Origin of the sequence: Sinorhizobium sp. NG07B (genome assembly GCF_002532005.1) — a bacterium.
Taxonomy (GTDB): Bacteria; Pseudomonadota; Alphaproteobacteria; order Rhizobiales; family Rhizobiaceae; genus Sinorhizobium; species Sinorhizobium fredii_C.
Genome location: NZ_NWTD01000003.1, coordinates 94,395 through 118,437, shown reverse-complemented (window position 1 = coordinate 118,437; position 24,043 = coordinate 94,395). Strand labels below are relative to the sequence as shown.

Annotated in this window: 20 protein-coding genes; 9 read left to right on the top strand and 11 right to left on the bottom strand. The window is 61.8% G+C overall.

The genetic code is table 11. The features are described 5' to 3' along the window. Nucleotides 1-168 precede the first annotated feature (168 nt). The 3 genes from CO664_RS10560 (at nucleotide 169) to CO664_RS10550 (ending at nucleotide 3,093) form a co-directional block, all read left to right on the top strand. Nucleotides 169-1,611 (top strand): GMC family oxidoreductase, encoded by a 1,443-nt coding sequence (locus CO664_RS10560; protein ID WP_097524448.1) that lies wholly within the window; start codon nucleotides 169-171, stop codon nucleotides 1,609-1,611. Nucleotides 1,612-1,767: 156 nt separating this feature from the next. After that, nucleotides 1,768-2,067 carry a hypothetical protein gene (locus CO664_RS10555; protein ID WP_234820216.1) on the top strand — a complete coding sequence of 100 codons (300 nt, stop codon included), beginning with the start codon at nucleotides 1,768-1,770 and terminating at the stop codon, nucleotides 2,065-2,067. A gap of 54 nt (nucleotides 2,068-2,121) precedes the next feature. Beyond that, the gene (locus CO664_RS10550) at nucleotides 2,122-3,093 is read left to right on the top strand and encodes a phosphoribosyltransferase family protein (RefSeq protein ID WP_234820214.1); all 972 of its coding nucleotides are present in this window, start codon (nucleotides 2,122-2,124) and stop codon (nucleotides 3,091-3,093) included. A gap of 43 nt (nucleotides 3,094-3,136) precedes the next feature. Here the strand turns inward: CO664_RS10550 and CO664_RS10545 are convergent, their stop codons facing one another. After that, nucleotides 3,137-4,630 carry a lipopolysaccharide biosynthesis protein gene (locus CO664_RS10545; RefSeq protein ID WP_097538710.1) on the bottom strand — a complete coding sequence of 498 codons (1,494 nt, stop codon included), beginning with the start codon at nucleotides 4,628-4,630 and terminating at the stop codon, nucleotides 3,137-3,139. 472 nt (nucleotides 4,631-5,102) lie between these two features. Here CO664_RS10545 and CO664_RS10540 point away from each other — a divergent pair, with 472 nt between their 5' ends. After that, on the top strand, nucleotides 5,103-6,581 hold the full coding sequence (locus CO664_RS10540; protein WP_097538709.1) for a thiol-disulfide oxidoreductase: 1,479 nt from the start codon (nucleotides 5,103-5,105) through the stop codon (nucleotides 6,579-6,581). A 131-nt stretch (nucleotides 6,582-6,712) separates the two neighbouring features. Here the strand turns inward: CO664_RS10540 and CO664_RS10535 are convergent, their stop codons facing one another. Both CO664_RS10535 and CO664_RS30155 read right to left on the bottom strand, forming a co-directional pair. Next, a complete protein-coding gene (locus CO664_RS10535) occupies nucleotides 6,713-7,135 on the bottom strand; it encodes a DCC1-like thiol-disulfide oxidoreductase family protein (RefSeq protein ID WP_097538708.1) in 423 nt (140 codons plus the stop codon). After that, nucleotides 7,132-7,323 (bottom strand): hypothetical protein, encoded by a 192-nt coding sequence (locus CO664_RS30155; protein ID WP_141471702.1) that lies wholly within the window; start codon nucleotides 7,321-7,323, stop codon nucleotides 7,132-7,134. Before CO664_RS30155 ends, CO664_RS10535 begins: the two co-directional genes overlap by 4 nt. Nucleotides 7,324-7,643: 320 nt before the next feature. Between CO664_RS30155 and ggt the strand changes: the two genes are divergently transcribed. Then, entirely contained in the window at nucleotides 7,644-9,263 is a 1,620-nt protein-coding gene (gene ggt / locus CO664_RS10530) for a gamma-glutamyltransferase (protein ID WP_097538707.1), read from the top strand. A 219-nt stretch (nucleotides 9,264-9,482) separates the two neighbouring features. Here the strand turns inward: ggt and CO664_RS10525 are convergent, their stop codons facing one another. Continuing rightward, nucleotides 9,483-10,595, bottom strand: a complete 1,113-nt coding sequence (locus CO664_RS10525; protein ID WP_234820265.1) for an MFS transporter — start codon at nucleotides 10,593-10,595, stop codon at nucleotides 9,483-9,485. A gap of 109 nt (nucleotides 10,596-10,704) precedes the next feature. Beyond that, nucleotides 10,705-10,932 (bottom strand): DUF1127 domain-containing protein, encoded by a 228-nt coding sequence (locus tag CO664_RS10520; RefSeq protein WP_097538705.1) that lies wholly within the window; start codon nucleotides 10,930-10,932, stop codon nucleotides 10,705-10,707. Nucleotides 10,933-11,067: 135 nt separating this feature from the next. Here CO664_RS10520 and CO664_RS10515 point away from each other — a divergent pair, with 135 nt between their 5' ends. Further along, entirely contained in the window at nucleotides 11,068-12,576 is a 1,509-nt protein-coding gene (locus tag CO664_RS10515; protein ID WP_097538704.1) for a winged helix-turn-helix domain-containing tetratricopeptide repeat protein, read from the top strand. A gap of 24 nt (nucleotides 12,577-12,600) precedes the next feature. Here the strand turns inward: CO664_RS10515 and CO664_RS10510 are convergent, their stop codons facing one another. Then, entirely contained in the window at nucleotides 12,601-12,993 is a 393-nt protein-coding gene (locus CO664_RS10510) for a GFA family protein (RefSeq protein WP_097524715.1), read from the bottom strand. A 201-nt stretch (nucleotides 12,994-13,194) separates the two neighbouring features. Between CO664_RS10510 and CO664_RS10505 the strand changes: the two genes are divergently transcribed. From CO664_RS10505 to CO664_RS10495, 3 genes are read left to right on the top strand one after another with little or no spacing between them, the layout of a single operon-like run. Then, nucleotides 13,195-14,061, top strand: a complete 867-nt coding sequence (locus tag CO664_RS10505) for a Ku protein (protein WP_097538703.1) — start codon at nucleotides 13,195-13,197, stop codon at nucleotides 14,059-14,061. A gap of 3 nt (nucleotides 14,062-14,064) precedes the next feature. Then, nucleotides 14,065-16,617: a DNA ligase D gene (ligD, locus tag CO664_RS10500; protein ID WP_097538702.1), complete on the top strand. Its 2,553-nt coding sequence runs from the start codon at nucleotides 14,065-14,067 to the stop codon at nucleotides 16,615-16,617. 41 nt (nucleotides 16,618-16,658) lie between these two features. After that, nucleotides 16,659-16,865 (top strand): KTSC domain-containing protein, encoded by a 207-nt coding sequence (locus tag CO664_RS10495; protein ID WP_037416430.1) that lies wholly within the window; start codon nucleotides 16,659-16,661, stop codon nucleotides 16,863-16,865. A 17-nt stretch (nucleotides 16,866-16,882) separates the two neighbouring features. On the opposite strand, the gene CO664_RS10490 is transcribed toward CO664_RS10495, so the two are convergent. The 5 genes from CO664_RS10490 to sucD all read right to left on the bottom strand — a co-directional run bounded on the left by CO664_RS10490 (nucleotide 16,883) and on the right by sucD (nucleotide 24,043). Beyond that, the gene (locus CO664_RS10490; RefSeq protein ID WP_037416427.1) at nucleotides 16,883-17,692 is read right to left on the bottom strand and encodes a Ku protein; all 810 of its coding nucleotides are present in this window, start codon (nucleotides 17,690-17,692) and stop codon (nucleotides 16,883-16,885) included. A gap of 156 nt (nucleotides 17,693-17,848) precedes the next feature. Then, nucleotides 17,849-18,052, bottom strand: coding sequence for a hypothetical protein (locus CO664_RS10485; RefSeq protein WP_037416424.1), 204 nt, complete (start codon nucleotides 18,050-18,052; stop codon nucleotides 17,849-17,851). Nucleotides 18,053-18,185: 133 nt separating this feature from the next. Continuing rightward, nucleotides 18,186-21,155 carry an NAD(P)-dependent oxidoreductase gene (locus CO664_RS10480; protein ID WP_097538701.1) on the bottom strand — a complete coding sequence of 990 codons (2,970 nt, stop codon included), beginning with the start codon at nucleotides 21,153-21,155 and terminating at the stop codon, nucleotides 18,186-18,188. 269 nt (nucleotides 21,156-21,424) lie between these two features. Further along, nucleotides 21,425-23,002 carry a BCCT family transporter gene (locus CO664_RS10470; protein WP_097538700.1) on the bottom strand — a complete coding sequence of 526 codons (1,578 nt, stop codon included), beginning with the start codon at nucleotides 23,000-23,002 and terminating at the stop codon, nucleotides 21,425-21,427. A 141-nt stretch (nucleotides 23,003-23,143) separates the two neighbouring features. Beyond that, nucleotides 23,144-24,043 (bottom strand): succinate--CoA ligase subunit alpha, encoded by a 900-nt coding sequence (sucD, locus tag CO664_RS10465; protein ID WP_037416412.1) that lies wholly within the window; start codon nucleotides 24,041-24,043, stop codon nucleotides 23,144-23,146.

Genomic DNA, 24,043 nt, shown 5'->3' with positions numbered 1-24,043 from the left:
ATAGCGGCCGTCGGGGAACTCCGACTGCTGCCATCCGAAATTCGCATCGAAGCATCTGCCTACTACCGCAGCACTGGTGAGAACGTGACCGGAGTGAATTTGCTGACCCTGCAATTCGGGCCCCGCAGGCCAATGCGGTTGCTCCTCCCCGCCTTACGAGGTTAACCGATGGTGCTGGGTGTTCGCGCCGAAGAGATCGCCGGAGAGCATTTCGACGTGGTCGTGATCGGTTCCGGCTTCGGATCCGCCTTCTTCCTCCATGGTTTCACGCATCGCCGCAGCGCGCGCATTCTTCTCCTTGAATGGGGTCGCCACAACTCGCATGCGTGGCAGTTGGAACATGGTGCGAATACCGATCTCAAGGATGAGCAGACCTACAGGAGCAATTCAACAAAGCCGTGGAACTACACGATCGGGCTGGGCGGCGGCACCAACTGCTGGTTCGCCCAGACGCCACGGCTGCATCCGAATGATTTCAGGCTGAGAAGCCTCTATGGGGTCGGACAGGATTGGCCGATCAGCTACGATGATCTCGAGCCTTTCTACTGTCAGGCCGAGTCGATCATGTCCATATCGGGCGATCCGGATATGGCGTCGCTCATGCCGCGATCGAGGCCCTTCCCTCAACCGCCGCATCGGATGTCGACGCCGGATCGGATGATGAAAGCGGCGCAACCGGATCGGCACTTCGTCATGCCGACAGCACGGGCGCGGGTAGCGACAGAACAGCGTGCGTCCTGCTGCGCATCGCTGCACTGCTGGCTCTGCCCGGCCGATGCGAAATTCACTGCCAATAACGGTCTCATGCATGTCTTCGAACATCCGCAGGTATCCGTCTGCCTGGAATCGGAAGTGCGGCGATTGGAGCACGCGGCCGGAAGTATTCGCGCCGCGACGTTCCGGCACGATGGCAGGGAGCATACGGTCACGGGCGACCTTTTCGTGCTCGGCGCCAACGGTATTCAGAGCCCGGCTATCATGCTGCGATCGGGTCTCGGCGGCGATTTGGTCGGGCGGGGTCTGCATGAATCCTACGGCTGGAACCTTGAAGCCTATCTCGACGGCGTCGACAATTTCGATGGAAGCACCATCACCACTGGTCTGAATTTCGGCCTGTATGACGGAGCCCACAGATCGGAGCACGGCGCGGCTCTGGTCTATTTCGAGAACCGCTGGCAGCACGGTCTTCGTCCCGAGAAGGGGCGATTGCGGCAAACACTTCCCCTCGTAATCGTCACCGAGGACCTGCTGGAGGCGGACAATTTCGTCAGCCTCGATGAAAACGGCGACGCTTTCATAAGCTACAAGGGAGCGGCCGAATACGCGGTCAAAGGCATGACGAGAGCCAAGGAGCAACTGCCGGAGCTTCTTCGGCCGCTGCCGGTCGAAAAAGTCCTGGATCGCGGCATCCGGCGGACGGAATCGCATGTTCAAGGCACGCTTCGCATGGGGAAAGACCCCAAGGACTCGGTGGTCGACGGTGATTTGATCCACCACCAAATTCGCAATCTGCTGATCGTCGGCACGAGCACCTACCCAAGCTGTTCCTGCGCCAATCCCAGCTTGACGGCCGCGGCCCTCTCGTTGCGGGCGGCTAGTCGCCTAACATGATGGAGAAAAAGCATGATCACGCTTTCACGGCGCGCGGTTCTCGGTCTGGCCGGCGGGTGTGTCGCCTCAACCGCCCTTGCCTACACGGCGGCCCGGTCCTTTTCCGGCGAGGATTTGGTCCGGGCATCTCTGAAACGGTATCTTGGAGAGCTGAACATGTCGGATGAGCATCTGCGCGCCTTCACCCTGGAATTCCACAAGCGAAATCCATGGGATTTCCCGACGGAAAAGCTGGCGGATGCTTCGACGCTATTCGAAGGACTGGGTCTGGGAGACGCGGTTCGACCACTGCTGCCCGATGATTACGCAAAGCGTTTGGAGCGGTTCGAGCGCTGGCTGCTCGCCGACTTTCATCTCCTCACCGACTACGCCTGGCGCAGCGGACCGGAAGATGCCGTTACCTTTTCAGGCAGCCAGCATTGCGTGAATCCGTTTGCAAATTTCGACGCTGCGTAGTGTCCATCAATACTACTTGGGGGTGAAGTTATGTACTACAGATCAATTGCAGATATGAATTCCACCATTGCCAGAAACCTCCACCGACTGCCACGTGATATCGATCTCGTCGTCGGAATCCCCAGAAGCGGCCTCCTGGCTGCCAACCTCGTCAGTCTGACCGCGAACATCCAGATGACCGATCTCGACAGCTTTGTCGCCGGCAAGACCTTCTCCTGCGGGATCACCAAGCGCTCCGCCGCTCTGCAGCGCACCATACCTGAGATGCGCCGGATACTGGTTATCGATGACAGCATCAATGGCGGTGGCGCCATGCGGGAGGCGCGGGTAACGGCAGCCGCCGCGGGCGTTGCCCGCGACCAGCTTGTCTTCGCTGCCGTATACGGCACCTATGAGCGCTACGACGAGGCCGATCTCGTGCTCGAGGTCGTACCACAGCCTCGGCTTTTCCAGTGGAACGTGATGCACCACAAGTTTCTCGGCCAGAGCTGCGTCGATATTGACGGGGTCCTGTGTTTCGATCCCACCAACGAAGAAAACGATGACGGCCCCGCCTACCTCCAATTCCTGGCGCAAGCACGTCCACTGTATGTCCCGACGCGAAAGATCGCCTATCTGGTGACCAGTCGGCTTGAAAAATACCGGGCCCAGACGGAGGCTTGGCTGGCGGCGCAGGGAATCGAGTATGGAGAACTCATCATGCTCGACCTTCCCAGCAAGGAAGAGCGCCAACGGCTCGCCGCGCACGGCCGCTTCAAGGCCGAGTTCTACCGGCGTTCGGATGCCGTGCTTTTCATCGAAAGCGAGCACGATCAGGCGGTGAATATAGCCAAGCTCTCGGGAAAGCCGGTGCTTTGTATAGAGTCGCAACAGATGATCTCTTCGAATTCCGCTTGGCTGCTGGCAGGGCTAAAACAGGCGAAATCGTTGGAGGGTCGGCAGGCAATGCTGAAGGCAGCGGCCCGTGCGATGCTTGGAGAACGGGGTTACCAGGCGCTGAAGGGCAGGGTGCGAAAGCCGGCCTGATGATTGATGATTGCAGAAGGCCTCCGATGCGCAAAAGGCGCTCTTAGGCCTCCCCGCCCCGCGATCCGATCACGCGTCCCGGCACGAGCTTGATGGCCTCCCGCAAGGTTTGTCTGCCGAACGGGAAAAGCATCGCGATCACGATTGTAACGGCGTATGACAGGGCGGCAACGGCCGCAATGGCGAGAATAGGCTGGTTCGGCAAGACCGGTCGGGAAAACCAAAGGACCAGCAATGCGCAATGCGAACCGAGCACAAAGGGGCCGGCAGCACAAAGCACATCCTTCAAACCCAACGGCCCCTTTCTCCCGACATAGATCCACAGAAGCGGTGTTCGAACATACTCGCTGAGCGAATAGACAACGGCGACCCCTAAGGCTCCGTAGGGCAGACCGATGACGAAGGCCAAAGCCGACGTTACCGCTGTCACGATTCCCCACCGCATGAAATCACCCGACCGGCCCTGGCTGATGAACAGCCAACCCGCAGGATTGTTGACCGGCTGCAGCAAGCCGGCAAAGCCGAGCGCCATGAAAATGACTGCGCTCTCCCGCCACTGCTCTCCCAAGACAAAAGGAATAAGCACATCGGCCGTGGCAATGGCGGCGCCGACGCCGGGGAGCGCCACAATGAGCATCAAGGGCAGCACCCGAAGATAGGCGCTGCGATACCGATCGGGCTCGTTCGTCAGGCGGGAGAGCGCCGGCACCATGACTTTCGACAGCGGATTGGCCAGTTGGCTGAGCGGAAAGAGCAGCAGCTTATAGGCTCGGTCGTAAAGCCCCAATTGCGTCTCGCCCCAGTATCGGCCGATGAGAATGTTGTCCAGATTGCGGGCAAAGAAGTTCGCGAAGTTGAATCCAGTTATGCCGGCACCGAAGGTCAGCAACGCGCCTACGCCTTCGGTTTTGAGTGTGAAACCTGGCCGCCACCCCGAATTCGCCCAGTAACAGAGCGTCGGCAAGACGGCACTCGTCAGCGTGCCGGCGTAAAGCGCCCAATAGGATCGATCGACGAAAGTCCAGCCGACGGCGGCGAAAAAGCCACCCATGGCGCTAGCGATCTCCACCACCGCCAGGCGATCGAAGGCCATGCGCCGGTTGAGCAGTGCAAGGTGTTGGGCCCCGAAGCCATAGGCGAGTATCTGCAACGACATCGCGGCGACAAGAGACCCCACTCGGGGCTCATCGTAAAAAGCTCCGATGAGCGGTGCCATGCCCACCATCAAACAGGCAAGCGCCACGCTGACCGCAACGTTGATCCAGAAGAGAGAATTCACCTCTTCGTGTGTTATGGAGCGTTTCTGCACGGTCGCCTGCGTGAGCCCAAGGTCCTGAAACAGTGCGATGAACGCCAATACCGGCGCGCACATCGCAACCACGCCAAAATCCTGAGGTGACAGGAGGCGCGAAAGGACGATTACGGAAAGGATCTGCGTCGCGACCTTGACCGCTTGGGCAAGGGCCGTCGCGACGGCACCCCGACCTACTTTCTCGCGGAGCGAACCGTCAGGGGGATCGAATGCGCTGGCTTCCAAATCCTCACCCTCATGCAGGTTGCAGTCGACGACAGGTTTGAAACTAACCCAGATGCTTGCCGCAGCGCAACAGAAACGGTCTGTTGTTGCTGCCATGCACAATGAAATATTGCTGCGCAACATGGGCCGTAGTAGAGTTGCTTCGTAACCGTGGGTCATGCAGCGTGCCGCTTCCGTGGGAACCAACTCTCCAAGGAACCGTCTTGGAAGGGTCGTCCGCAAACGCTCACCGCCGGTTGCTGACAGAATTGTTGTTTACAATTGAGAGTTGCTTAAGCTAATCATCGCGTGCGAATGGACCCCGCCAATGGTCGGGGCGCGTTGGACAGGACACCGGCAAGATGTCGTGATGCGGCAAATTGCTCCCGGTGCATTCGAGGTCGTGTGAAATTGTCGGTGCACAAAAGGCTGCCCGGAGGAGCATGCCTTCTTCTCCGGCGCGAGAAACAATCACTTCAAGTGGGTTCTAACGATGACGGCGAGCGCAATACCTTTCTGGAACTTTCGTCCAAGCAAAATCTCAACTGTCGGAAATCCCGCCTATACCTATGACGGTCTTACTGCATTTACGCCGTTTTGGGCGATGGCAGCGCTCTTCAGCATCGCGGGCGATGTCTATTCACTGATCGGTTACAAAGGGCTGGCCTACACGGTTTTGAGCTGGTCCATCGTCCTGCTCAGCCTCTTGCTTCTGCTCTATCCGCGCCGCACCGGCATCCTGCTGGGGCTGGTCGCGGTCTCGCTGCTGTTATACGGCCTCCGCTTGCCGGTTGCCTCAAACAACAAGACGATCACGGCCGTGATGAACTTGGGAATCCTGCTCAGCGCAGCGGCTCTCTACGTCAAAGCCGGCAGCATCGCCGCCATCGACCGCATGACGCTCTATGGTCAGATCCGTGTCGTCGCCCGCGCCCTGCTCGCGATCATGTACTTCTACGGAATCTTTCATAAGATCAACACGGACTTCCTCGATCCTTCCGTCAGTTGTGCCGTGGGGCTCTACGTTCCGCTTGCTCGCCCGTTCGGTCTCGAAGACAATCTGTTTGGCAGGTACCTGGCGATCTATGCGACCTTTGTTATCGAGGCGATTGCCATCGTCGCACTCTACTGGAAGCGCTATTTCGCGATCGGCTTCATCCTGGCGCTTGTCTTCCACTACGTGATCCCGATCTCCGCCTATTCGTGGTACATGGATTTTTCGAGCCTTGTATTCGCGCTTTACGTGCTGAGCATTCCAGTTCCCGCCAGCCGATCGCTCTACGGCATCTCGCTTGCCGCCGCCAATGGCCTTCGCGCGCAGTTCGGACGGATTGGCACGCTCTTCCCGGCGGCGGTGCTCATGTTTTTTGCGATTGCAGTCGTCCTGCTTCTCGCCCGGACCTATCCGGAGCGCAGCTTCGACATGGTGGTCCACTCCGTATGGATCCTCGTGTGGTCCGTGGTCGGCGGCGTCGCGATGATCGTCCTGGCCTGTGTGGCGCTGCAGAATCTGCCTTGCGACAACGTTTCCGCCCCGCGCCCGCCGGCATGGGTCTACGTCATCCCGGGCTTGTTTTTCCTTTCGTGCCTTTCGCCCTATGTGGGGCTAAAGACCGAAAGCTCGATCAACATGTTCAGCAATCTGCATACCGAAGCCGGTCAAACCAACCACCTGCTGTTCCCGACGCCGCCGTATTTTTTCAACTACCAGAACGAGGTGATGAAGATCGTCGATTCTTCCGAGCCGCACTTGGTCAGGCAAGCGCAGGCCGGAAAGTATCACGTCCTGCACGAGATTAAGAAGCAGCTCCGCTGGAATCCCGAGGCGTGGGTGACCTACGTCAAGGATGGAGAAACCGTTAGTCGCGCGACGGCAGCGACGTTGGCAGATGAAATGCCCAACATCCTCGAACGCAAGCTGCTGATCTTCAAGCTGGTGGACTTCTCCCGGCCTAAGGTCTGCACCCACTAGGCTCGGGACCTGCAGTTTTCTGCCAGGCGGACGCGCGGCTCAGGCGTCCGCGCGGCCACCGGGACGGAGCAGGGCGACAATGCGAGCCAGACCATTAGCCTGCCGGGTTTAGCGCCTGAGGAAGTTCCCCTTCACCAGCCGCTATTTCCATCCGGTGGAGGGTCAAGGTCGGCCGGAATGAGCGGGCGCCCGCGCAGTCGCAGCGTAGCACGGCGCCCCGCCTTGAGGAGCGGGTAGATCAACCTCGCGGCCGTTCTATTGGAAAGAAGCGCCCGGTTAAGGCGGCCGAAGAGGGACGAAGACGAACTAAGGATTGCCAGGAGATTGACCGCTTCGTCGCCGTGGTAAATGCGATCCTCGAAGACGAACAGCATTCCTTCATTGAGGTCGAAACCCTGCTTCTGGAAGCGAGCCACCCGCGGATCAGCGGAGCGGGCGTCGAGCAGTTCGACGGCACCAATGGTTTCGCGCAATCGCATGAAGCGAACATAGCTTTGGCAGAAGATGCAATCGCCATCATAGACGATCAGTGCTGGTGTCGGGGGCTCTTTCATTGGACTGGCGGATCGACGCCCAGGTCGGTGGGCGGCTCGGCCATGTCGCCGAGGCGGCATTCACCATAAAACGTGCAGCCCGAAACGACGGGCAAATTGATGAGCGCATCGAATACACCGACAAACGCCAGAGCGACAATCCCGAGGGCAACGAGCTTCTTATAAAGAGGCATGTCTCGAAAACCCACCGGCTCCACTCCTCTCAGGCTCGCGTCGTATGATATGAGCGCTCGCAGTGCGACTAAGCTGCGCCTCGCCCGCCGCCGATCTTGTGCAATGCACAATGCTTCGAAATCAGCTTGAGATCAAGAGGTTTCCTATCATTGGTTGTATTCAACTCATCCTCGCGGCACCTCTCGCCCGTCATGGGCAAATGTGGCTTGATCTTTGAATATTGAAATATATCGCGGCTCGCATGGGCGTCTCGATGATCCGCGCCTGTTTCCATCGAAACGGCCCCGTCATAAGCTCCGGACTGTCTTCTCGATCCTCGCGGAGTTCCATTCCCATGCGTGACCTGCAATTTCCCGGCCGTTCAGTCGTCATGGGCAGGCATGGCGCCGCGGCCACGTCGCATGCTCTTTCGACGCTCGCCGCCATCGAAATCCTGCGCCGCGGCGGTAATGCGGCCGACGCCGCGATCGCCGCCTGTGCCGTCCAATGCGTCGTCGAGCCGGGCTCGACAGGCATCGGCGGCGACAACTTCGTGCTCTTCGCTCCCGCGTCTACCGATCCGCCGGGCACCGACACCAAGACGCGCGGCAAGGTCTACGGTCTGAACGGCTCGGGGTGCGCGCCGGGGGGCCTCACCGCCGAGCATCTCTTGAGGCAGGGAGTGAAGGAGATCGCTCTGACGTCGGTGCACGCGGTGACCGTCCCGGGCGCCATTGATTCCTGGGCCAAGCTGAACCAGCGCCTCGGCTCCATGCCGCTCGGCGCGTTGCTGCAGCCCGCCATCCGCCATGCCGAGGAAGGTTTTGCGGTGACCGAGCGCGTCGCCACCGATTGGGCCCGTAACGAAGACAAGCTGAAGGCGGATGCCAATAGTGCGCGCATGTGGTTGAAGGGTGGCCGCGCTCCCACGGCCGGTGAGGTGTTCAGGCAGCCAGAGCATGCGAAAGTCCTCCGGGAGATCGCCGCCAAGGGCCGCGACGGCTTTTACACCGGCTGGGTCGCCGAGGACATGGTGGCCTATCTCCGCAGCCTCGGCGGCACGCATTCGCTGGAGGATTTCGCCTCGCAGGAGGCTTTTTGGGTCGAGCCTATTTCGACCAGCTATCGCGGCATTGAGATCCTGGAAATCCCGCCGAACGGCGTCGGCATCACGACTTTGCTAATGCTCAACATCCTGAGCGGCTTCGACCTGGGCAAATACGATCCGGTCGGCGTCGAGCGCTTCCATATCGAGGCCGAGGCCACAAGACTGGCCTTTGAGGCGCGCGACATGTATGTCGCCGACCCGGCTTTTGCCGATGTCCCCGTGCAGAAGCTGCTTTCGGCCAACTTCGCCGACGGCCTGCGCGGCCGCATCGACCTGAGGAGAGCCATGCCGGCTGGGGGCCCGCTCGGCACCACGACATATCGGGATACCGTCTATATCAGCGTGGTCGACGGAAAGGGCAACGCCTGCTCCTTTATCAACTCGCTGTTCTGGCCCTATGGCACCGGCCTTTCCAGCCCGAAAACCGGCGTTCTGCTGCACAACCGCGGCACGGGCTTCCTTGTCGATCCCGCGCACCCCAATTGCGTGGCACCGCGGAAGCGCCCGCTGCACACGATTATCCCGGCGATGGCCATGAAGGACGGCAAACCGTGGCTCTGCTTCGGCGTCATGGGCGGCGGCTTCCAACCGGTCGGCCAAACCCACCTGCTCACCAATATCATCGACTTCGGCATGAATGTGCAGGAAGCCATCGACTGCGCCCGCGGCTTCCCCCAGATGGGGCGCTTCGAGGCCGAGCGCGGCATCCGCGAGGATGTGCTGAAAGGCCTCGTGGCATTGGGCCATGATATCAAAATGGCCGAGATGCCGCTTGGCGGCGGCCAGGCGATCATGATCGATGCGGCTAGCGGCGTGCTGCAGGCCGGCTCGGATCCGCGCAAGGACGGCTGCGCGCTGGCTTACTGAGCCTGCTCGCAGCGAGAACATTCGCCAACGTTCGGAACCTTGCGCGGGCGCGGGACGTTTGAGCCCGTCGCTTTACCAAGCGACGTTGACGCAATGGGGGTCGACTCTTTCCCTCCCACTGCCCCCGAGTCGACCTTGTTGGCAGCGCCCCTCCTCCCTCCTCCGAGGGGCGCTGCCTCACCATGGCAATGTTCGGCAGTGATGCTGTAGATGCCTCGATCAGAGCCGCCTTCTCTCTGCCATCAGAAGCACTGCCAGAACGCAGCACAGGAGGCCGAGGGACGTTGGCAGCCCGTGATGTCCGATCAGTTGCATCGTCAATCCCGTCGCGGGCGAGCCGACGATGCCGCCGATACCCCATACGAAGGCGAAGGCCGCGTTACCGGCGATCAGCGCCTGACCGGTGAACCGCTCGCCGAGCCGGATGAGCGATACCGTATAAATCCCGAAGGAGACTCCGCCCCAGACGAAAACGAGCGGCCAGACGAGCCATGCGTCGAAGATCGACGGCAGCAGCAGGCAGCCGGCCAGCGCAGCCAGGGCACAGAGCAACAGGGTCCGCCTCGAGCCGAGCCGTTCGGTCATGCGCCCGAACAAAATCTGCAGCACGGCATTGCCAGCGATGAAACAGGCGATGAGCGAAGCGATACGGGCCTCGGCGCTACCGAGCGCGGCGCCATAGACCGCCAACAAAGAGAGCAGGGTCTGCTCGAAGGCGGCGGCCGTGAAGACCGCGAACAATAGGAGCGGCGCCCGTGCGAAGAAGCCGCCGACCGATATTGCCTCGCCTTCGTGCGGCATCTTCGGCAGACGTGGCACGACCCCAAGCACGATCAGGCCGCAGAGTAGGAGGGCCACGATGCCGATCAGGAAAGGCGGCCAACCCTCGGTATCGGTGAGGCCGAGCGAGAGCGGGCCGATGGCGAAGCCCCCCGAAACAATCGATGAATAGAGGCCCAGGATGCGGCCCCGGCGTGGCGCCGGCGTGATCGACATCAGCCAGGTCTCGCTGATGACGTAGAGCGGATTGGCGAAGAAGCCGAGCAGGAAGCGCAGCGGCATCCAGGCCCAGACGCCCTGCATCCAGGCGATCGCGGCCAGCGTGAGCGCCGCCAGCAGCGAACACAGGATCGCAAGCCGCGCCCCGCCCACGCGCCGCGCCAGCGCCGGAACGAGGGGTGCGGATACAATGAAACCCAGCGGCGTCATCGCCGCCGACAAGCCGATCAGGTCCGGCGCCATCCCCTGCCGCTCGAGGATGAAGCTGAGCAGCGGATAGGTCAGCCCCTGCGCCACGGCAAACACCGAGACGGTCGCGATGATGCCCGCCATCGCCGCCCAGGGGAGCCGATCCTCTCGCGGCGATGCCGTGCTTTGCAGGTGCCGGCAAACAACTGCGGCACGCGGAAACTGGCGATCCTCTGTCATTGCAGCAGTCGCCTCATAGAGGCGGCATCGGCCCTTGCCAGAAGGGCTTGGCGATCTCTGCCTCGAACTGCCGTTGGGTCAGGCCGATATCGGCGATCAAATGCGGATCGTCCTTCAACTTCTGCTCGAGTTCCCGGCGAAAGCGTATCCGCTCGCCCCAGGTCGCGATGATGCTCCGCAGAGTCGCGAGGCTGTAATGCCGATGGGGCGGGGCCGAAGCAGGGGTCGGAGTCTCGTTCATACCAATCCTCCTTATGGTTTGCGGGTCGGGGATCCGACCTGAAAGAGGATGAATTCTGCGGGAGACGAGGAGCGCCGTAATTAAGCGCTCCCAAAAAGTTCTCAAAAACTTCCAAACGGACTATAGACTTGCCCTATGCAGGGATCGCGCTTTGCCTTTGGTCCGTTCGTGCTTGATCCGGCTGCGGGAACGCTGCTTCGGAACGATGACCCCGTTGCGGTCGGCTACCGCGGGCTGAAGCTGCTTGCGGCTCTCGTCGGACGGTCCGGCGAAATCCTGAGCAAAGCCGAGTTGATGGACGCGGCGTGGCCCGACACGGCCGTCGAGGAAGGCAACCTCACCGTCCAGATTGCGCAGCTCCGGAAGCTGCTCGGTCCAGCCCCCGACGGCGGTGAATGGATCTCCACGGTTCCGCGCGTCGGCTACCGCTTCACGGGGGCGACCGAACAGCTCGGTGGCGCCATGCGAAAGCCTTTGCCACTGCCCGACAGGCCGTCGATTGCCGTGCTCCCCTTCGTGAATTTCAGCGACGATCCCGAGCAGGAAGCCTTCGCGGACGGGTTGACCGAAGATCTGATCACCGATTTATCCAGGATCTCCGGCCTGTTCGTCATCGCCCGCAACTCGGTCTTTGCCTACAAAGGACAGGCGACAGACGTGCGCGAGATCGCCGAGGACCTCGGCGTCCGATACCTGCTCGAGGGCAGCGCAAGACGCGCCAAGGGGCGCGTGCGCATCAACGCCCAGCTGGTCGATGCGCTGAGTGGCGCTCATCTCTGGGCGGAACGCTTCGATCGCAGCCTCGAGGATATCTTTGCCGTTCAGGACGAGGTCACCGGCAAGATCGTCGAGGCGCTGCTCGGCCGGCTGCGGGCACCGCCGCAGCGCAATCGGCCCAAGAATCTCGAGGCATACGATCTCTGCGTGCGGGCGCGCAAGCTGATCGACGATTCGCCGCAGACGGCGCGGGAGGCGCATCTGATGCTGACCCGCGCGGTCTCGCTCGATCCGCGATATGCCGAGGCCTATCGCTGGCTTGCCATGAATCATTGGATGGGGTGGGTGCATTGGGGCGAACCGATCGAACCAAGCCGCAGCGTTTCCTTGGAACTGGCGCGCAAGGCCGTAGCGATCGATCCCAACGATGCCGGCTGCCGCTGGGTGTTGGCCAACTTGCTTGCCTATGAGCGCAGCTTCAGGGAGGCGGATGCGGAATTCGCCAAGGCGATCGAGCTCGATCCGAACGAGGCCGACATCTGGGCGACCTTATCCGACATTGCGGTCCTGGCCGGCCGGGTCGCGGAGGGCCTGGAGCACATCAGAAAGGCCTTCCGGCTGAACCCGTTTCCGGCAAGCTGGTACTATCTGACGCTCGGCCAGGCGCAATATGCGGGCGGCGAATACGAAGCGGCTGTCGTGACACTCAGCCGGGACGAGACCTATCGCACGGGCTCGCGCCGTTTCCTGGCGGCAAGCCTTGCCCAACTCGGCCGGCTGGACGAGGCGCGCGCCGAGGTCGAGCTTTTCCTCGTCGGCAACCCACATTTCACGATCCGCCATTGGGCCACGACCGAGCCGTTCCGCGACGACGCGACGCTCGAGCATTTCGTTGACGGTTTCCGCAAGGCCGGGCTTCCGGAGTGACGCGCTTCGCGCGGTTCGCTCGACCTACTCCTCGAACCGACCCGAGCCCTCTCGATCGCGCTCGTATTGTCTCGTGAGCGGAAACGGCGGCAGCCAGGCCTCACGGCGAACGATCCAGCTTTCATAGGTCGGCATCAGTTGGTCGGGGGCGTCCAGGGACCCCAGGTTCACTTCGATTTCGTCCGCGCTGCGGCCGAAAAGCGACGAGCCGCAGCGGGGGCAGAAAAACCGCCCGGCATAGGCGCGCGTTTCGCCATCGACCGTCACCGCGCTTTCGGGGAATATCGCGGAAGCGTGAAAAAGCGCCCCGTGATGCTTGCGGCAGTCGAGACAGTGGCAAAGGCCGACCCGGTATGGGAGTCCCGACGCCACAAGACGAACGTTGCCGCACAGGCAACCTCCGGTGAACCGGTCCATGCTGTGCCTCCTCCAGATCAAGCGGAGCGGATTGTTTACAACGAACGGCCCTGTCATTGCAATTTTCCGCCACCGGCGGGGAGTGATCGACTGACGCGCCCGCCTCCGAGGGGAACAAACCGCCACGCCTCCACGTTCCCGACCGTCGAGCATGTTGCGCGCAACCACCCCAGTGCTCCGTTCCCAGAGTGAGGCCGCATCGTGGCGCCGAGAGCAAATTGGAAGGGCTATCTGAAGGTCGCCGAGGTCAGCTGCCCGGTCGCGCTCTACACAGCGGCCTCGACCTCGGAACGAATTGCCTTTCACACCATCAACCGTGCCACCGGGCATCGCGTTCACCGGCAATTCGTCGACAGCGAGACCGGAAAGCCGGTCGAAAAGGACGATCAGGTCAAGGGCTATGAAGTCGGATCCGGCGACTACGTCGTGCTGGAGCCCGAGGAGATCGCGGCGGCCGTTCCGGAGAGCGACAAGACCCTGTCGATCTCGGCCTTCATCGCCTGCGGCGATATCGACAACGTCTATTTCGACAAGCCCTATTACCTTGCTCCGACCAAGAGCCATGCCGAAGACGCGTTCGCTCTGATCCGCGAGGGCATGCGCAAGAAGAACGTCGCGGCCATCGCCAGTGCAGTGCTGTTCCGGCGGGTGCGCACGCTTCTGATCCGCGCCTATGAGGACGGACTGATCGCAACGACCTTGAACTTCGACTACGAGGTCCGCTCGGCCGAAGAAGCCTTCGACGACGTGCCGGATCTGAAGATCGAGGGCGAGATGCTGAAGCTTGCCGAGCACATCATCAAGACCAAACGCGGAAAGTTCGACCCGGCCAAATTCGATGATCGCTATGAGGCGGCCCTTGCCGAGCTGGTCAAGGCGAAACTCGAGGGCAAGAAGATCGAGCCGCGCAAGGAGCCGAAGCGCGAAAAGGTCGTGGACCTGATGGAGGCATTGCGGCAGAGCGCCGGCGTTCCGGCCAAGAAGGCAAAGGCGGCCACTCAAACCAAAAAGAAGGCGACCCGTGGCGCGAAGACGAAGGAAGCTTCGCCGCGTCGCAAGGCGGGCTGACCCATGGGCCTCGAAACCTATCGGGAAAAGCGCGACTTCGCCTCCACACCCGAACCGAAGGGGGGCAGAGCGCGTCGATCCGGCAACAGTTTCGTTGTCCAGAAGCACGACGCCACGCGGCTGCATTACGACTTCCGGCTGGAGATGGACGGGGTTTTGAAGAGCTGGGCCGTCACTAAGGGTCCGAGCCTCGTTCCCGGCGAGAAGCGCCTTGCCGTTCACGTCGAGGACCACCCTCTCGAATACGGAGATTTCGAAGGCACGATCCCGAAAGGCGAATATGGCGGCGGTACCGTCATCCTGTGGGATCGCGGCACGTGGACGCCGATCGGCGATGCCCGGCGGGGCTACGCGAAAGGCCATCTCGACTTCGAGCTCAGCGGCGAAAAGCTCGGCGGCCGCTGGCATCTGGTTCGGATGGCCGGCAAGCCGCGCGAGAAACGGGAAAACTGGCTGCTGATCAAAGGCGACGACGAGGCGGCGCGATCGGAGCAAGACCCCGATATTCTCGAGGAGCGGCCGGAGTCGGTTCTGACCGGCCGCGAGATCAAGGATGTTGCCGGCGAAGAGCCGGGCTGGTCGTCGAAGACCGGCCGGATACGCAAGCGGGCTCGCGGCAGGAAAACGGCCGCTTCACCAGGGCAGGAGCCGGAAGCGGCTTCGAACGTCCCAGATCCCGCGAAGTTCAAGGGCGCCAAGCGGGCTCCTTTGCCGGACTTCGTCGAGCCCTCATTGGCGACCCTCGTCGCCTCCGCGCCGGCCGGCGAACGCTGGCTCCACGAAATCAAGTTCGATGGCTACCGGTTGCAGGCGCGGATCGAAGCCGGGCGCACCAAGCTTCTCACCCGTGGCGGGCTGGACTGGACGAAAAGGTTCGGCAAGGCGCTGGTGTCGGCATTGCAGGCGCTACCGGTCGGAACGGCCTTGATCGACGGCGAGGTCGTTGTCGAAACGGGCTCCGGGGCCTCCGACTTTTCCGGATTGCAGGCCGACTTGAGCGAGGGGCGCAGCGATCGTTTCCGCTTCTATGTCTTCGACCTGCTCTATCTCGACGGCTACGACTTGCGCGCTCTGCCCCTGGTCAAACGCAAGGAGCTGCTCGGCCAGCTGATCAGCGAAGGCGATGGCCTCATCCGCTTCAGCAGCCATTTCGAGGAGGAAGGCAGCCTGGTGCTGCGTCACGCCTGCAGGCTGAGCCTCGAGGGCATCGTCTCGAAGCAGCGCGATGCGCCCTATCGTGCGGGACGGAACAAAAGCTGGGTGAAATCCAAGTGCTCGGCGCGTCAGGAGTTCGTCGTCGCCGGCTACGTGCCGTCGACCACGTCGCGGAAGGCGATCGGCTCACTCGTGCTCGGCGTCTATCAAGGCGGCAAGCTCCATCATGTGGGCCGCGTTGGAACAGGGTTCACCGTCGCCGTTGCGGAGGAGCTCTTCAAGAGGTTGGACCGTTTGCGGACGCCCGAGAGCCCGTTCGCGGCGCGGCTTGCGGCGGAAGATGCGCGCCAGGTCCGATATGTCAGGCCGGAGCTCGTTGCCGAGGTCGAGTTCAGGGCCTGGACCGCCGACGGCCTTCTCCGCCACGCTTCGTTCAGGGGATTGCGAGAGGATAAACCCGCCCGCGACATCGTGCGCGAAACGCCCAAGTCCGCGGCAGTTGCGCCCAAGGCTCCGCGTCGGACCGTGAAACTCACCCACCCCGACCGGTTCTACTGGCCGGACGAGGGTGTCACCAAAGAGGGGCTCGCCGATTATTACTCCGAAGTCTGGCGCTTTGTCGGCCCCCATATCGTCGGGCGCCCGCTCGCTTTGGTCAGATGCCCCAATGGGATCACCGGGGAGACGTTCTTCCAGAAGCATGCCTGGAAGGGGCTGAACCCCAATATCGTGCTCGTCAACGACCCGAAGGACCCGCCCGACGAACAGCTGTTGAGCATCAGGGATCTCGATGGCCTGATGGGGCTAGTCCAGTCCGCGGTTCTCGAAATCCATCCTTGGGGCTCGACGGTCGCCGATTGGGAAAGACCGGACACGATCATAATGGATCTCGATCCCGGCGAGGACGTGCCGTTCGAAGCGGTGATCGAAGCTGCGCTCGAGACCGCAGGCCGCCTGAAGGCGGCCGGCCTTGTTCCCTTCGTCAAGACATCTGGCGGCAAGGGGCTTCACGTGGTGGCGCCGTTGAAGCCCAAGGCGGAGTGGCCGGCCGTCAAGGCCTTCACCAAGTTGGTTGCCGATGCGATGGCCTCCGACAGTCCCGACCGGTTCGTTTCGACCATCAGCAAATCCAAGCGCCGCGGCAAGATCCTGGTCGACTATCTGAGAAACCAGCGCGGCGCGACCGCGGTGGCCCCCTATTCGACGCGAGCGCGGCCGGGCGCCGCCGTCTCGATGCCCCTCTCCTGGGACGAATTGGCTCCCAGCATCGGACCGGCCTATTTCACGGTGGAGAACACGCCGACGCGGCTGGCGTCGCTGCACACCGACCCATGGGCGGATTTTCGCGCGGCCGCCGTTCCGCTCAAGGAGGCGAAGGCCGGGCGAAGGAGGGCCGCGTAAGGCTGCACTCAGAACGGACCCTTTCAGGAAGGGGTGAGGCAATGCCGTCGCATCTGATAAAAAGGACAGACTACGACGCCGAGACGCGAACGCTCTCGGTCTGGCTCCTGACCACCGAAAAGCGTTATGACTATGAGGACGTGCCTCCCGAAACTTATGCGGCCTTCAAGCGGGCCTTTTCGAAGGGCCGCTTCTTCAACGCGCATATCCGCGATCGCTTCAAGTATCGCGTCTCGATGCCGGACTGACACCTTGATGCCGGGAGTTAACTCTTCGTCTTTTTCTTCTTTTCCGAACTGAGGCTCTTGCGAAGCGCGTCCATGATATTGACCACGTTGCTGGGTCGCTCCTCTTCCTCAGCCTTTGCCTTGGCCGGCCGCTTCCGGCCCTTCTTTTTGGCGGAAATGATGTCCAGGAGTCGCGCCTGAACGGGATCGCTCACCATAGCGGGATCCCAGGGCTTGCTGCGTTCTTCGATCAGCTTCGTCACGAGGCGCATCAGTTCGGGATCGTTATCGCTGTCATCAATGTTGCGGAAGTACTCCTCGGGTTTCCGCACCTCGTCGCCATAGCGCAGCGTCCAAAGAACGATCCCCTTCCCTCTCGGTTCGAGCATAACGGCGCGCTCGCGGCGATACATGACAAGCCGCGAAATCCCGACCGTCCCGGTTGAGGCCATCGCGTCGCGGATGACTGAAAAGGCCTCCTCACCGACGGGATCGTCGGGAACGAGATAGTGCGGCTTGTCGTACCATATCCAGCGAATGCTGTCGGCCTCCACGAACATGTCGATGTCGATGGTGCGCGTGCTTTCCAGCCCGACCGCTTCGAGTTCCTCGTCCTCCAGAAGCACGAAATCGTCCTCGCCACGTTCATAGCCTTTGACTTCATCATCTTCGTCGACAGCTTTTCCGCTCACCGCATCGACATACTGGCTGACGACGCGATTGTTGGTCTTCCGGTTGAGCGTGTGGAAGCGGACCTTCTCGTTCTCGGTCGTCGCCGGCGTCATTGCCACCGGACAGGTGACGAGTGACAGTTTCAGATAGCCTTTCCAGAATGAGCGGGGTGCCATTGCGGTTGGCCTCGAAGCCTCTCGTTTGAATTTCCGAAACGGGGCCGCGCGCGAGTTTGTTCCTCAGTCCTCGGGCAGGCACTGCCCTGCTCTATCCCGATGAGCGGCGCCCCGAGCTTTAGCGCCCCTGTTTGCGCTGGCCAAAGGCGCTCTCTGCTATCGGTCTCTCAGCCTTTCAGCCAAGAGATTCGGGTCTCTGACGCCTTCCTGATAGAGCGCGACCAGCCTCCTTGCGAGCGTTTCGGCCTCCTCGGTGTCACTCCTCAGCCTTGTCCGGGCAAGTTCGGTTTCGAACACGCCTTGCAGCATACTGATCTCGCTTGGTCGGATAACGCAGTCAAAGTCGCGGAACGGATACATGGCGCGGCCTCCTAGGATGGGGCGAAAGCGCGATGATCTCCCAGCCAGTGGCGCCCTTGCTAATAGCCGCTGATACTACGCAGCATGCGCCTCAAGTGAGACCGCAGCAAGGGGCACCTTCTCGCCTGTCCTCCTACTCCTTGGCAGCAGGGGCCAGCAGACCGGCAGACCTTAGAAGTTGAATCTGCTTCAACGCGTTCTGCGCAAGCAGTGACCGGTAGCGCTCGACGATCCGCGCTTTGTGAGCCTCGTCGGACACTGTTTCGAGCGATCCGAGGATCGCGGCTATCTTTTCGCTGGCCTCCCGCAACTGGACGAGAAGACCCTTGTCGTTCGCAACTCGGTCAAGGACGGAGCGCGTAACAAGCCCAATGCCAGAGGGGCTGCTTGCACCTTGCGATACATAGCCATCGGGCAGGTCACCCTTGAGGTTCGTGACCGAGAGCAATCGTATCGAGTCGATGATCTGGTCGACGGCTTGCTTCGCGCCGGCGACGCGCGTCGGATGGTCGGTGTCCGCTGCCGCGTGCGGGAGGAGTTCAAGCTTGTCGGCATGCTTCGGGAGAAGCGAGAGATAGGGTTTCATCGGGCCGCTCGGGCCGTCCGACGACTTGAAGATGTCGGCATCGATCGCCGCATGCCTGACCTTGCCGGATGTCAGGGCGTCGTCCAGGTCTCTCACGTTCACGAGCTCGCCGCGATCGTAGTTGAGCAGAACGGCCCTGTCGTTCAGAGCGGACAGGACTTCGCGATCGACGATCCCGGCATTGGAGAATGTCCCGGTGGCCGGATCCTGTTTTCCGAGGCCGAGATGGACCGACAAGACATCCGAACCACGCGCGGCCTCCGCCGGAGTAGCCGCGTATTCATAGCCTTCCGCGATGATGTTGTCGCGATGCGCGGGCCGGGCGTAGACGACCACATCCATGTGGAACGCCTTGGCAAGACGTGCGAGTTCCCTGCCTATGTTGCCGTAGCCGAGGATCGCGATCCTTTTTCCCTCAAGCTTCTCGGTCGGATATTCGGCCAGGTTCTTGCCCGTATCGAAGTCGTCGCCAACGACGCGGGCATGCAATTCCTCGACCGGCAGGTCGGGGAGAACCTTGAGAAGCGCCTTCATGGCCATCTGCGCGGTAGCCCGGCTATTGATGCCCGGCGTGTTCATCAGCGGGGCCTCGCCGCCTTCGCCGTTCGGACCGCCCCAGGAAGCGGAACCCATGTTTCCGGTGCCCGTGCCGATACGGACGCCGCCAAGGCGGAACTTCGCGGCCTGGGGGATGAATGTTGCGGCGGCGATCACCGCATCGTACTGCCCCTCGCCCGCTTCAGCGAGGATCTCGTCGGCGGTGCTGAGGTGGGGTCGGTAGTAGAAGTGAATCTTGCCGTCGTCGGCCGTGCTTGAACCGTTCGCGGAATTTTCGTGGAACACGCCGCCTTTTTCGTGGATGTATGCGGCCAGTTCGCTGTGATCGAGGCGGCCCTCAGCATCGAAGCGGAGGCCGATCGCATCCGCAATCAACACCCTGAAAGTGCCCTCGCGCACCGATGCGGCACCGGCGCCGGCAGGTTCGGCGTAGTCAACGCGGCTGCCTCTCTTCTCGAGCTCTTCTTCGATGACGACGATCTTGGCCCTGAGATAGGCGTATTTGAGATTGTCGAGCAGAGCGGTGACGTCGGCAGCGTCCCGAATGCCGCCGATCCAGGCGCGATAATCCCCCGGAGTGCCGGGGAACGCGTTCACATAACGCGCGGCATCCAGGCCCTTTTCGTGAACACCGTTCGGATGGGTAATTCCCTCATAACCCAGGATCTGCTTCGACCGCGCGATGATGCGCTGATGCAGGTCCGACGAGGAGATGCTGCCGTCATTGACCTTCAGCAGCGTTACCGCCGCGCCGCGGCGATCCTCTTCCTCCACGACGAGACTGAACAGCGGGTTGCGGTCCACCCATTCGTTGACGAGCTTGCGGTTCTTTGCCGAGCGCCCGTTCAATTCGCTGACGGACCCGACGCGCCGTTCGGTCTGCAAGAGCCCGAAGGTGGTCTCGGCGAATGCCAGGGCGCTATAGGTGTTGATGACGCCGCCGAGCATCCTGTCTTCCTCGGCATCGTAGAACGGACCGGAATCGACCGACCGCTTGCTGCTGAACGGCTGCCGGGGATTGATCGGCGGCGCAATCTTGAGCTGCCTCGGGATTGCCCAGGACGGATTGCTCTGGTTGCGCTCGATCAATGCCAGAGCCGCCGGTGTGAAGGATGCGACGAAGTAGCCGGACACGCCGCCGATTGCTTTCTGGAACGGCATGAACAGGCAGCATTTGGCCATTACCGCCCGAACGACATCGGGCTCCCAAGGCATCGCCCCCAGCATGGAGGTCGCGTCGAAGACGGCATGACGGTTTTCAGGGTCGCCGTCCAACCAGGCCAGGAGCTCGGTGATCTCCTCGTTGGTGTATGAATTGGCACCGGTCGTTTCGTGTCCCACGCCAATGAAGATCGAAACGCCGAGTTCTGCGAGCGCGCTTGCCGAGGAGATCTCCCCCTCGCGCTTCGCAAAGTGAATCCTGTTTTCGTCGCCCTTTTCCGCGAAGCGATGCATCTCTATGAGCTGGGTTGCCCAGGATTGCCGGAAGAAGCCCGCTGCACCGGCGCGGTCGCTCTCGGGGCGCGGGGTGTCGACATACACCCGCTGGCCCGCGTCATTTGCGTTGAGCAGGTGCTGCACGCACACGGTATAGCCGCTGTGGCCGCCGCCCAAACCGACTGCAATCCTGTTCGACTTGGGGAATTCAAAATAGCGATGGATCGCCCGCATCATATCGAGCAGAATCTTGTCCGCCGGGTAACCGCGATGCATGCTGCGGGAAAGCTCGGCGGTCGTAAACGCGCCGATATCCTTGCCGGTGTCATCGTATTTCCGGTAGGTGCTCTCTATCCATTTGTCGAACTCATAGCGCCGCAGCCGGCTGTCGACCTCATCCTTTGTCGCATCGGTTATCGGACCGACCCCGAAGAACGGATTCGTCGGCAGCGAAGGAGCGCCGCCTTCGGTGCGTTTCATTGCGTCGAGGCGATGCGCGACAAGGTCTGAATCGGAAATCATTTCTACCTCTGTTCATTCTGGGCAGCGGGTAATCGCTCCCCGTCATTGGTGATCGCCGAAACTGACGCTGCGGCCGAACGTGCAAGTCTCGCTCCCGGATCGGGCGATTGCTCAGGCGACAATGTTGGACAATTCAAAAATCCACGCAGCACGAATTCCGAACGTATTGCCATCGAATTGCGACATGAGACGCTGGATACGATCGAACGCATGCTTTTCTTAAGAGCGGCCGATCAGAAGATCGGCCGCTCTTAAGATTATCAGCATCGTTATTGTGCGGCTTCAGGCGCAAGTGCGGCGGCTTCGCCAGCGGTAGCGGCAGTCGGCACCCTCCCCGGCGACCGCCCCTCTTCCAGTTCGTCGAGGAGCGAGTGCCACAGCGAGATGCAGAGCCCGACCATGACGATCAGGAACGGGGCCGCCGCGATGATCGAGGCCGTCTGCAAACCCTGCAATCCGCCCATCATGAGCAGGACCGAGGCCGAGGCGCCCGCCAGCACGCCCCAAAGCACGACGACACTCGGGGGCGGCTCGAGCGCGCCGTTCGACGAGAGCATTCCCATCACCACCGCGCCTGCATCGGCGCCGGAGATGAAGAAGATCGCAACCAGGAAAATGGCGACCAGGGACGTCAGCCAGGCAAAGGGATATTGCGCCAGCAAAGCAAAGAGCGAGACTGCGGCACCCTGGTTGTTGACCGCGTCGACGATGCCGCCGGCGCCGAAGAGCTCGGAATGCAGCGCGGTTCCACCCATGATCGTGAACCAGACGAAGGTGACGCCGCTCGGGATCAGCAGAACGCCGATCACGAATTCGCGGATCGTGCGGCCACGCGAGATGCGGGCGATGAACACGCCGACGAAGGGCGCCCAGGAAACCCACCATGCCCAATAGAAGATCGTCCAGCTGCCGAGCCACTTGCCGTCGCTGAAGGCCGCAGTGCGGAACGACATGGTTACGAGGTCACTCAGATAGAAGCCGAGCGATTCCGTGAAGGTGTTGAAGATGAAGATCGTCGGACCGATGCAGAGCAGGAATATCAACAGCAGCATCGCGATGATCATATTCATGTTGGAGAGGAACTGGATGCCCTTGCCCACGCCCGACACCGCCGAGAGGATGAACAGCACCGACATGACGCCGATGATGGACAGCGCGATCGCGTTGGAAGTCCCGGTCCCCCATAGGAAGTCCATGCCGCTGTTGATCTGCTGGGCACCGAGGCCGAGCGAAGTGGCCGTGCCGAACAGCGTCGCGATGATCGCCAGCACGTCGATTGCCTTGCCGATCGGCCCGCTTGCGGCCTTGCCGAGAAGCGGCGTGAAGGCAGACGAAATCAGGTTCGACTTGCCCTTGCGGAACGTGAAATAGGCGATCGTCAGGCCGACCACGGCATAGATGGCCCAGGGGTGAAGCGCCCAGTGGAAATAGGAGTACTTCATGGCGAGAAGCGCCGCCTCGAGGCTCTTCGGCTCCGCCTGCCCGTGCGGCGGGCTTGAAAAATGAAAGATCGGTTCTGCAACGCCCCAGAACATCAGGCCGATGCCCATGCCGACGCTGAACATCATGCAGATCCAGGATGCGGTGCGGAATTCCGGCCGCTCGTCGTCCTGTCCGAGCCGGATCTTGCCCAGGCGGCTGACGGCAAGAAAAAGCGCGAAAATCAGGAAGCCCGCTGACGAGACGACGAAGCCCCACCCGAAATCGTCGATGACCGTGTTGAGGACCACTTTCGAGACCGAGGACAGGCTGTCGGGGAACACCGTCCCCCAACCGACAAATCCCAAAATGATGGTGATCGACGGCCAGAAGACGGCCGGATCGACCTGAGGTCTTGATCCTTGCATTGGTTGCTCCTCCTAGTTAACCGGGGCTGCCCGCCTTCTTCCGAGCAGCCTGTTCCCACTCGTGCGATCCGCCGGGCGGATCGTGTCTTCTTGTTGTTGTCTGGGGCGAGCACGCCCGCACTCAACGGGCGGCCTTGCCGCTCAGGCTGCCTTGTTCATCGCCGACAACACGTCGGCGACGCTCTCGCCGAAGGAGGACGGAGTCGGCACGATCGTGACACCCGCCCCCTTCAGGATCTCGACCTTTTCCTGCGCCGATTCCCCGAAGGCGGAGATGATCGCGCCCGCATGACCCATGCGCCGGCCTTTCGGCGCCGAAAGCCCTGCGATATAGGCGATCAGCGGCTTCTTCATCTGGTCGCGCGCCCACAGAGCGGCCTCCGCCTCCTGCGGGCCGCCGATCTCGCCGATCATCAGCACGGCGTCCGTTTCCGAATCCTGTTCGAACAACTCCAGCATGTCCTTGAAGGACGAGCCGTTGACCGGGTCGCCGCCAATGCCGACCGATGTCGACACACCGATGCCGAGGGCCTTCATCTGGCTCGCCGCCTCGTAGCCGAGCGTCCCCGAGCGGCCGACAATGCCGATGCGGCCGGGCAGGTAGATCGAGCCCGGCATGATCCCCATCATCGCCTCGCCAGGCGTGATCATGCCGGCGCAGTTCGGCCCGATCAGGGTCATGCGATCCTCAAAGCGATAGCGCCTCATGTATCGCTTGACCCTGATCATGTCCTGGGAGGGAATGCCGTCGGTGATGCAGACGCAGAGCCGGATGCCGGCATCCGCCGCCTCCATGATCGAGTCGGCGGCAAAGGGCGGCGGCACGAAGACGATCGAGGCATCGGCGCCGGTTTCCTGGACGGCGCCTTTCACCGTGTTGAAGACCGGCATGCCGAGATGCGTCTGCCCGCCCTTGCCGGGCGTGACGCCGCCGACCACGTTGGTGCCGTAACGCTTCATGTCTTCGGCATGGAAGCTGCCGATTTTACCGGTGAAGCCCTGCACGATGACGCGCGTGTTCTTGTCGAGGAGAATGGACAT

Excerpts from the sequence above, each read along its gene's own strand:
- CO664_RS10490 (WP_037416427.1), bottom strand. The coding sequence starts at position 17,692 with ATGGCACCCCGCTCATTCTGGAAAGGCTATCTGAAACTGTCACTCGTC.
- CO664_RS10515 (WP_097538704.1), top strand. The coding sequence starts at position 11,068 with ATGCAGGGATCGCGCTTTGCCTTTGGTCCGTTCGTGCTTGATCCGGCT.
- CO664_RS10560 (WP_097524448.1), top strand. The coding sequence starts at position 169 with ATGGTGCTGGGTGTTCGCGCCGAAGAGATCGCCGGAGAGCATTTCGAC.
- sucD (WP_037416412.1), bottom strand. The coding sequence starts at position 24,043 with ATGTCCATTCTCCTCGACAAGAACACGCGCGTCATCGTGCAGGGCTTC.
- CO664_RS10550 (WP_234820214.1), top strand. The coding sequence starts at position 2,122 with ATGAATTCCACCATTGCCAGAAACCTCCACCGACTGCCACGTGATATC.
- CO664_RS10520 (WP_097538705.1), bottom strand. The coding sequence starts at position 10,932 with ATGAACGAGACTCCGACCCCTGCTTCGGCCCCGCCCCATCGGCATTAC.
- CO664_RS10470 (WP_097538700.1), bottom strand. The coding sequence starts at position 23,002 with ATGCAAGGATCAAGACCTCAGGTCGATCCGGCCGTCTTCTGGCCGTCG.
- CO664_RS10510 (WP_097524715.1), bottom strand. The coding sequence starts at position 12,993 with ATGGACCGGTTCACCGGAGGTTGCCTGTGCGGCAACGTTCGTCTTGTG.
- ligD (WP_097538702.1), top strand. The coding sequence starts at position 14,065 with ATGGGCCTCGAAACCTATCGGGAAAAGCGCGACTTCGCCTCCACACCC.
- CO664_RS10555 (WP_234820216.1), top strand. The coding sequence starts at position 1,768 with ATGTCGGATGAGCATCTGCGCGCCTTCACCCTGGAATTCCACAAGCGA.
- CO664_RS10535 (WP_097538708.1), bottom strand. The coding sequence starts at position 7,135 with ATGAAAGAGCCCCCGACACCAGCACTGATCGTCTATGATGGCGATTGC.
- CO664_RS10540 (WP_097538709.1), top strand. The coding sequence starts at position 5,103 with ATGACGGCGAGCGCAATACCTTTCTGGAACTTTCGTCCAAGCAAAATC.
- CO664_RS10480 (WP_097538701.1), bottom strand. The coding sequence starts at position 21,155 with ATGATTTCCGATTCAGACCTTGTCGCGCATCGCCTCGACGCAATGAAA.
- CO664_RS10485 (WP_037416424.1), bottom strand. The coding sequence starts at position 18,052 with ATGTATCCGTTCCGCGACTTTGACTGCGTTATCCGACCAAGCGAGATC.
- ggt (WP_097538707.1), top strand. The coding sequence starts at position 7,644 with ATGCGTGACCTGCAATTTCCCGGCCGTTCAGTCGTCATGGGCAGGCAT.
- CO664_RS10525 (WP_234820265.1), bottom strand. The coding sequence starts at position 10,595 with ATGGCGGGCATCATCGCGACCGTCTCGGTGTTTGCCGTGGCGCAGGGG.
- CO664_RS10495 (WP_037416430.1), top strand. The coding sequence starts at position 16,659 with ATGCCGTCGCATCTGATAAAAAGGACAGACTACGACGCCGAGACGCGA.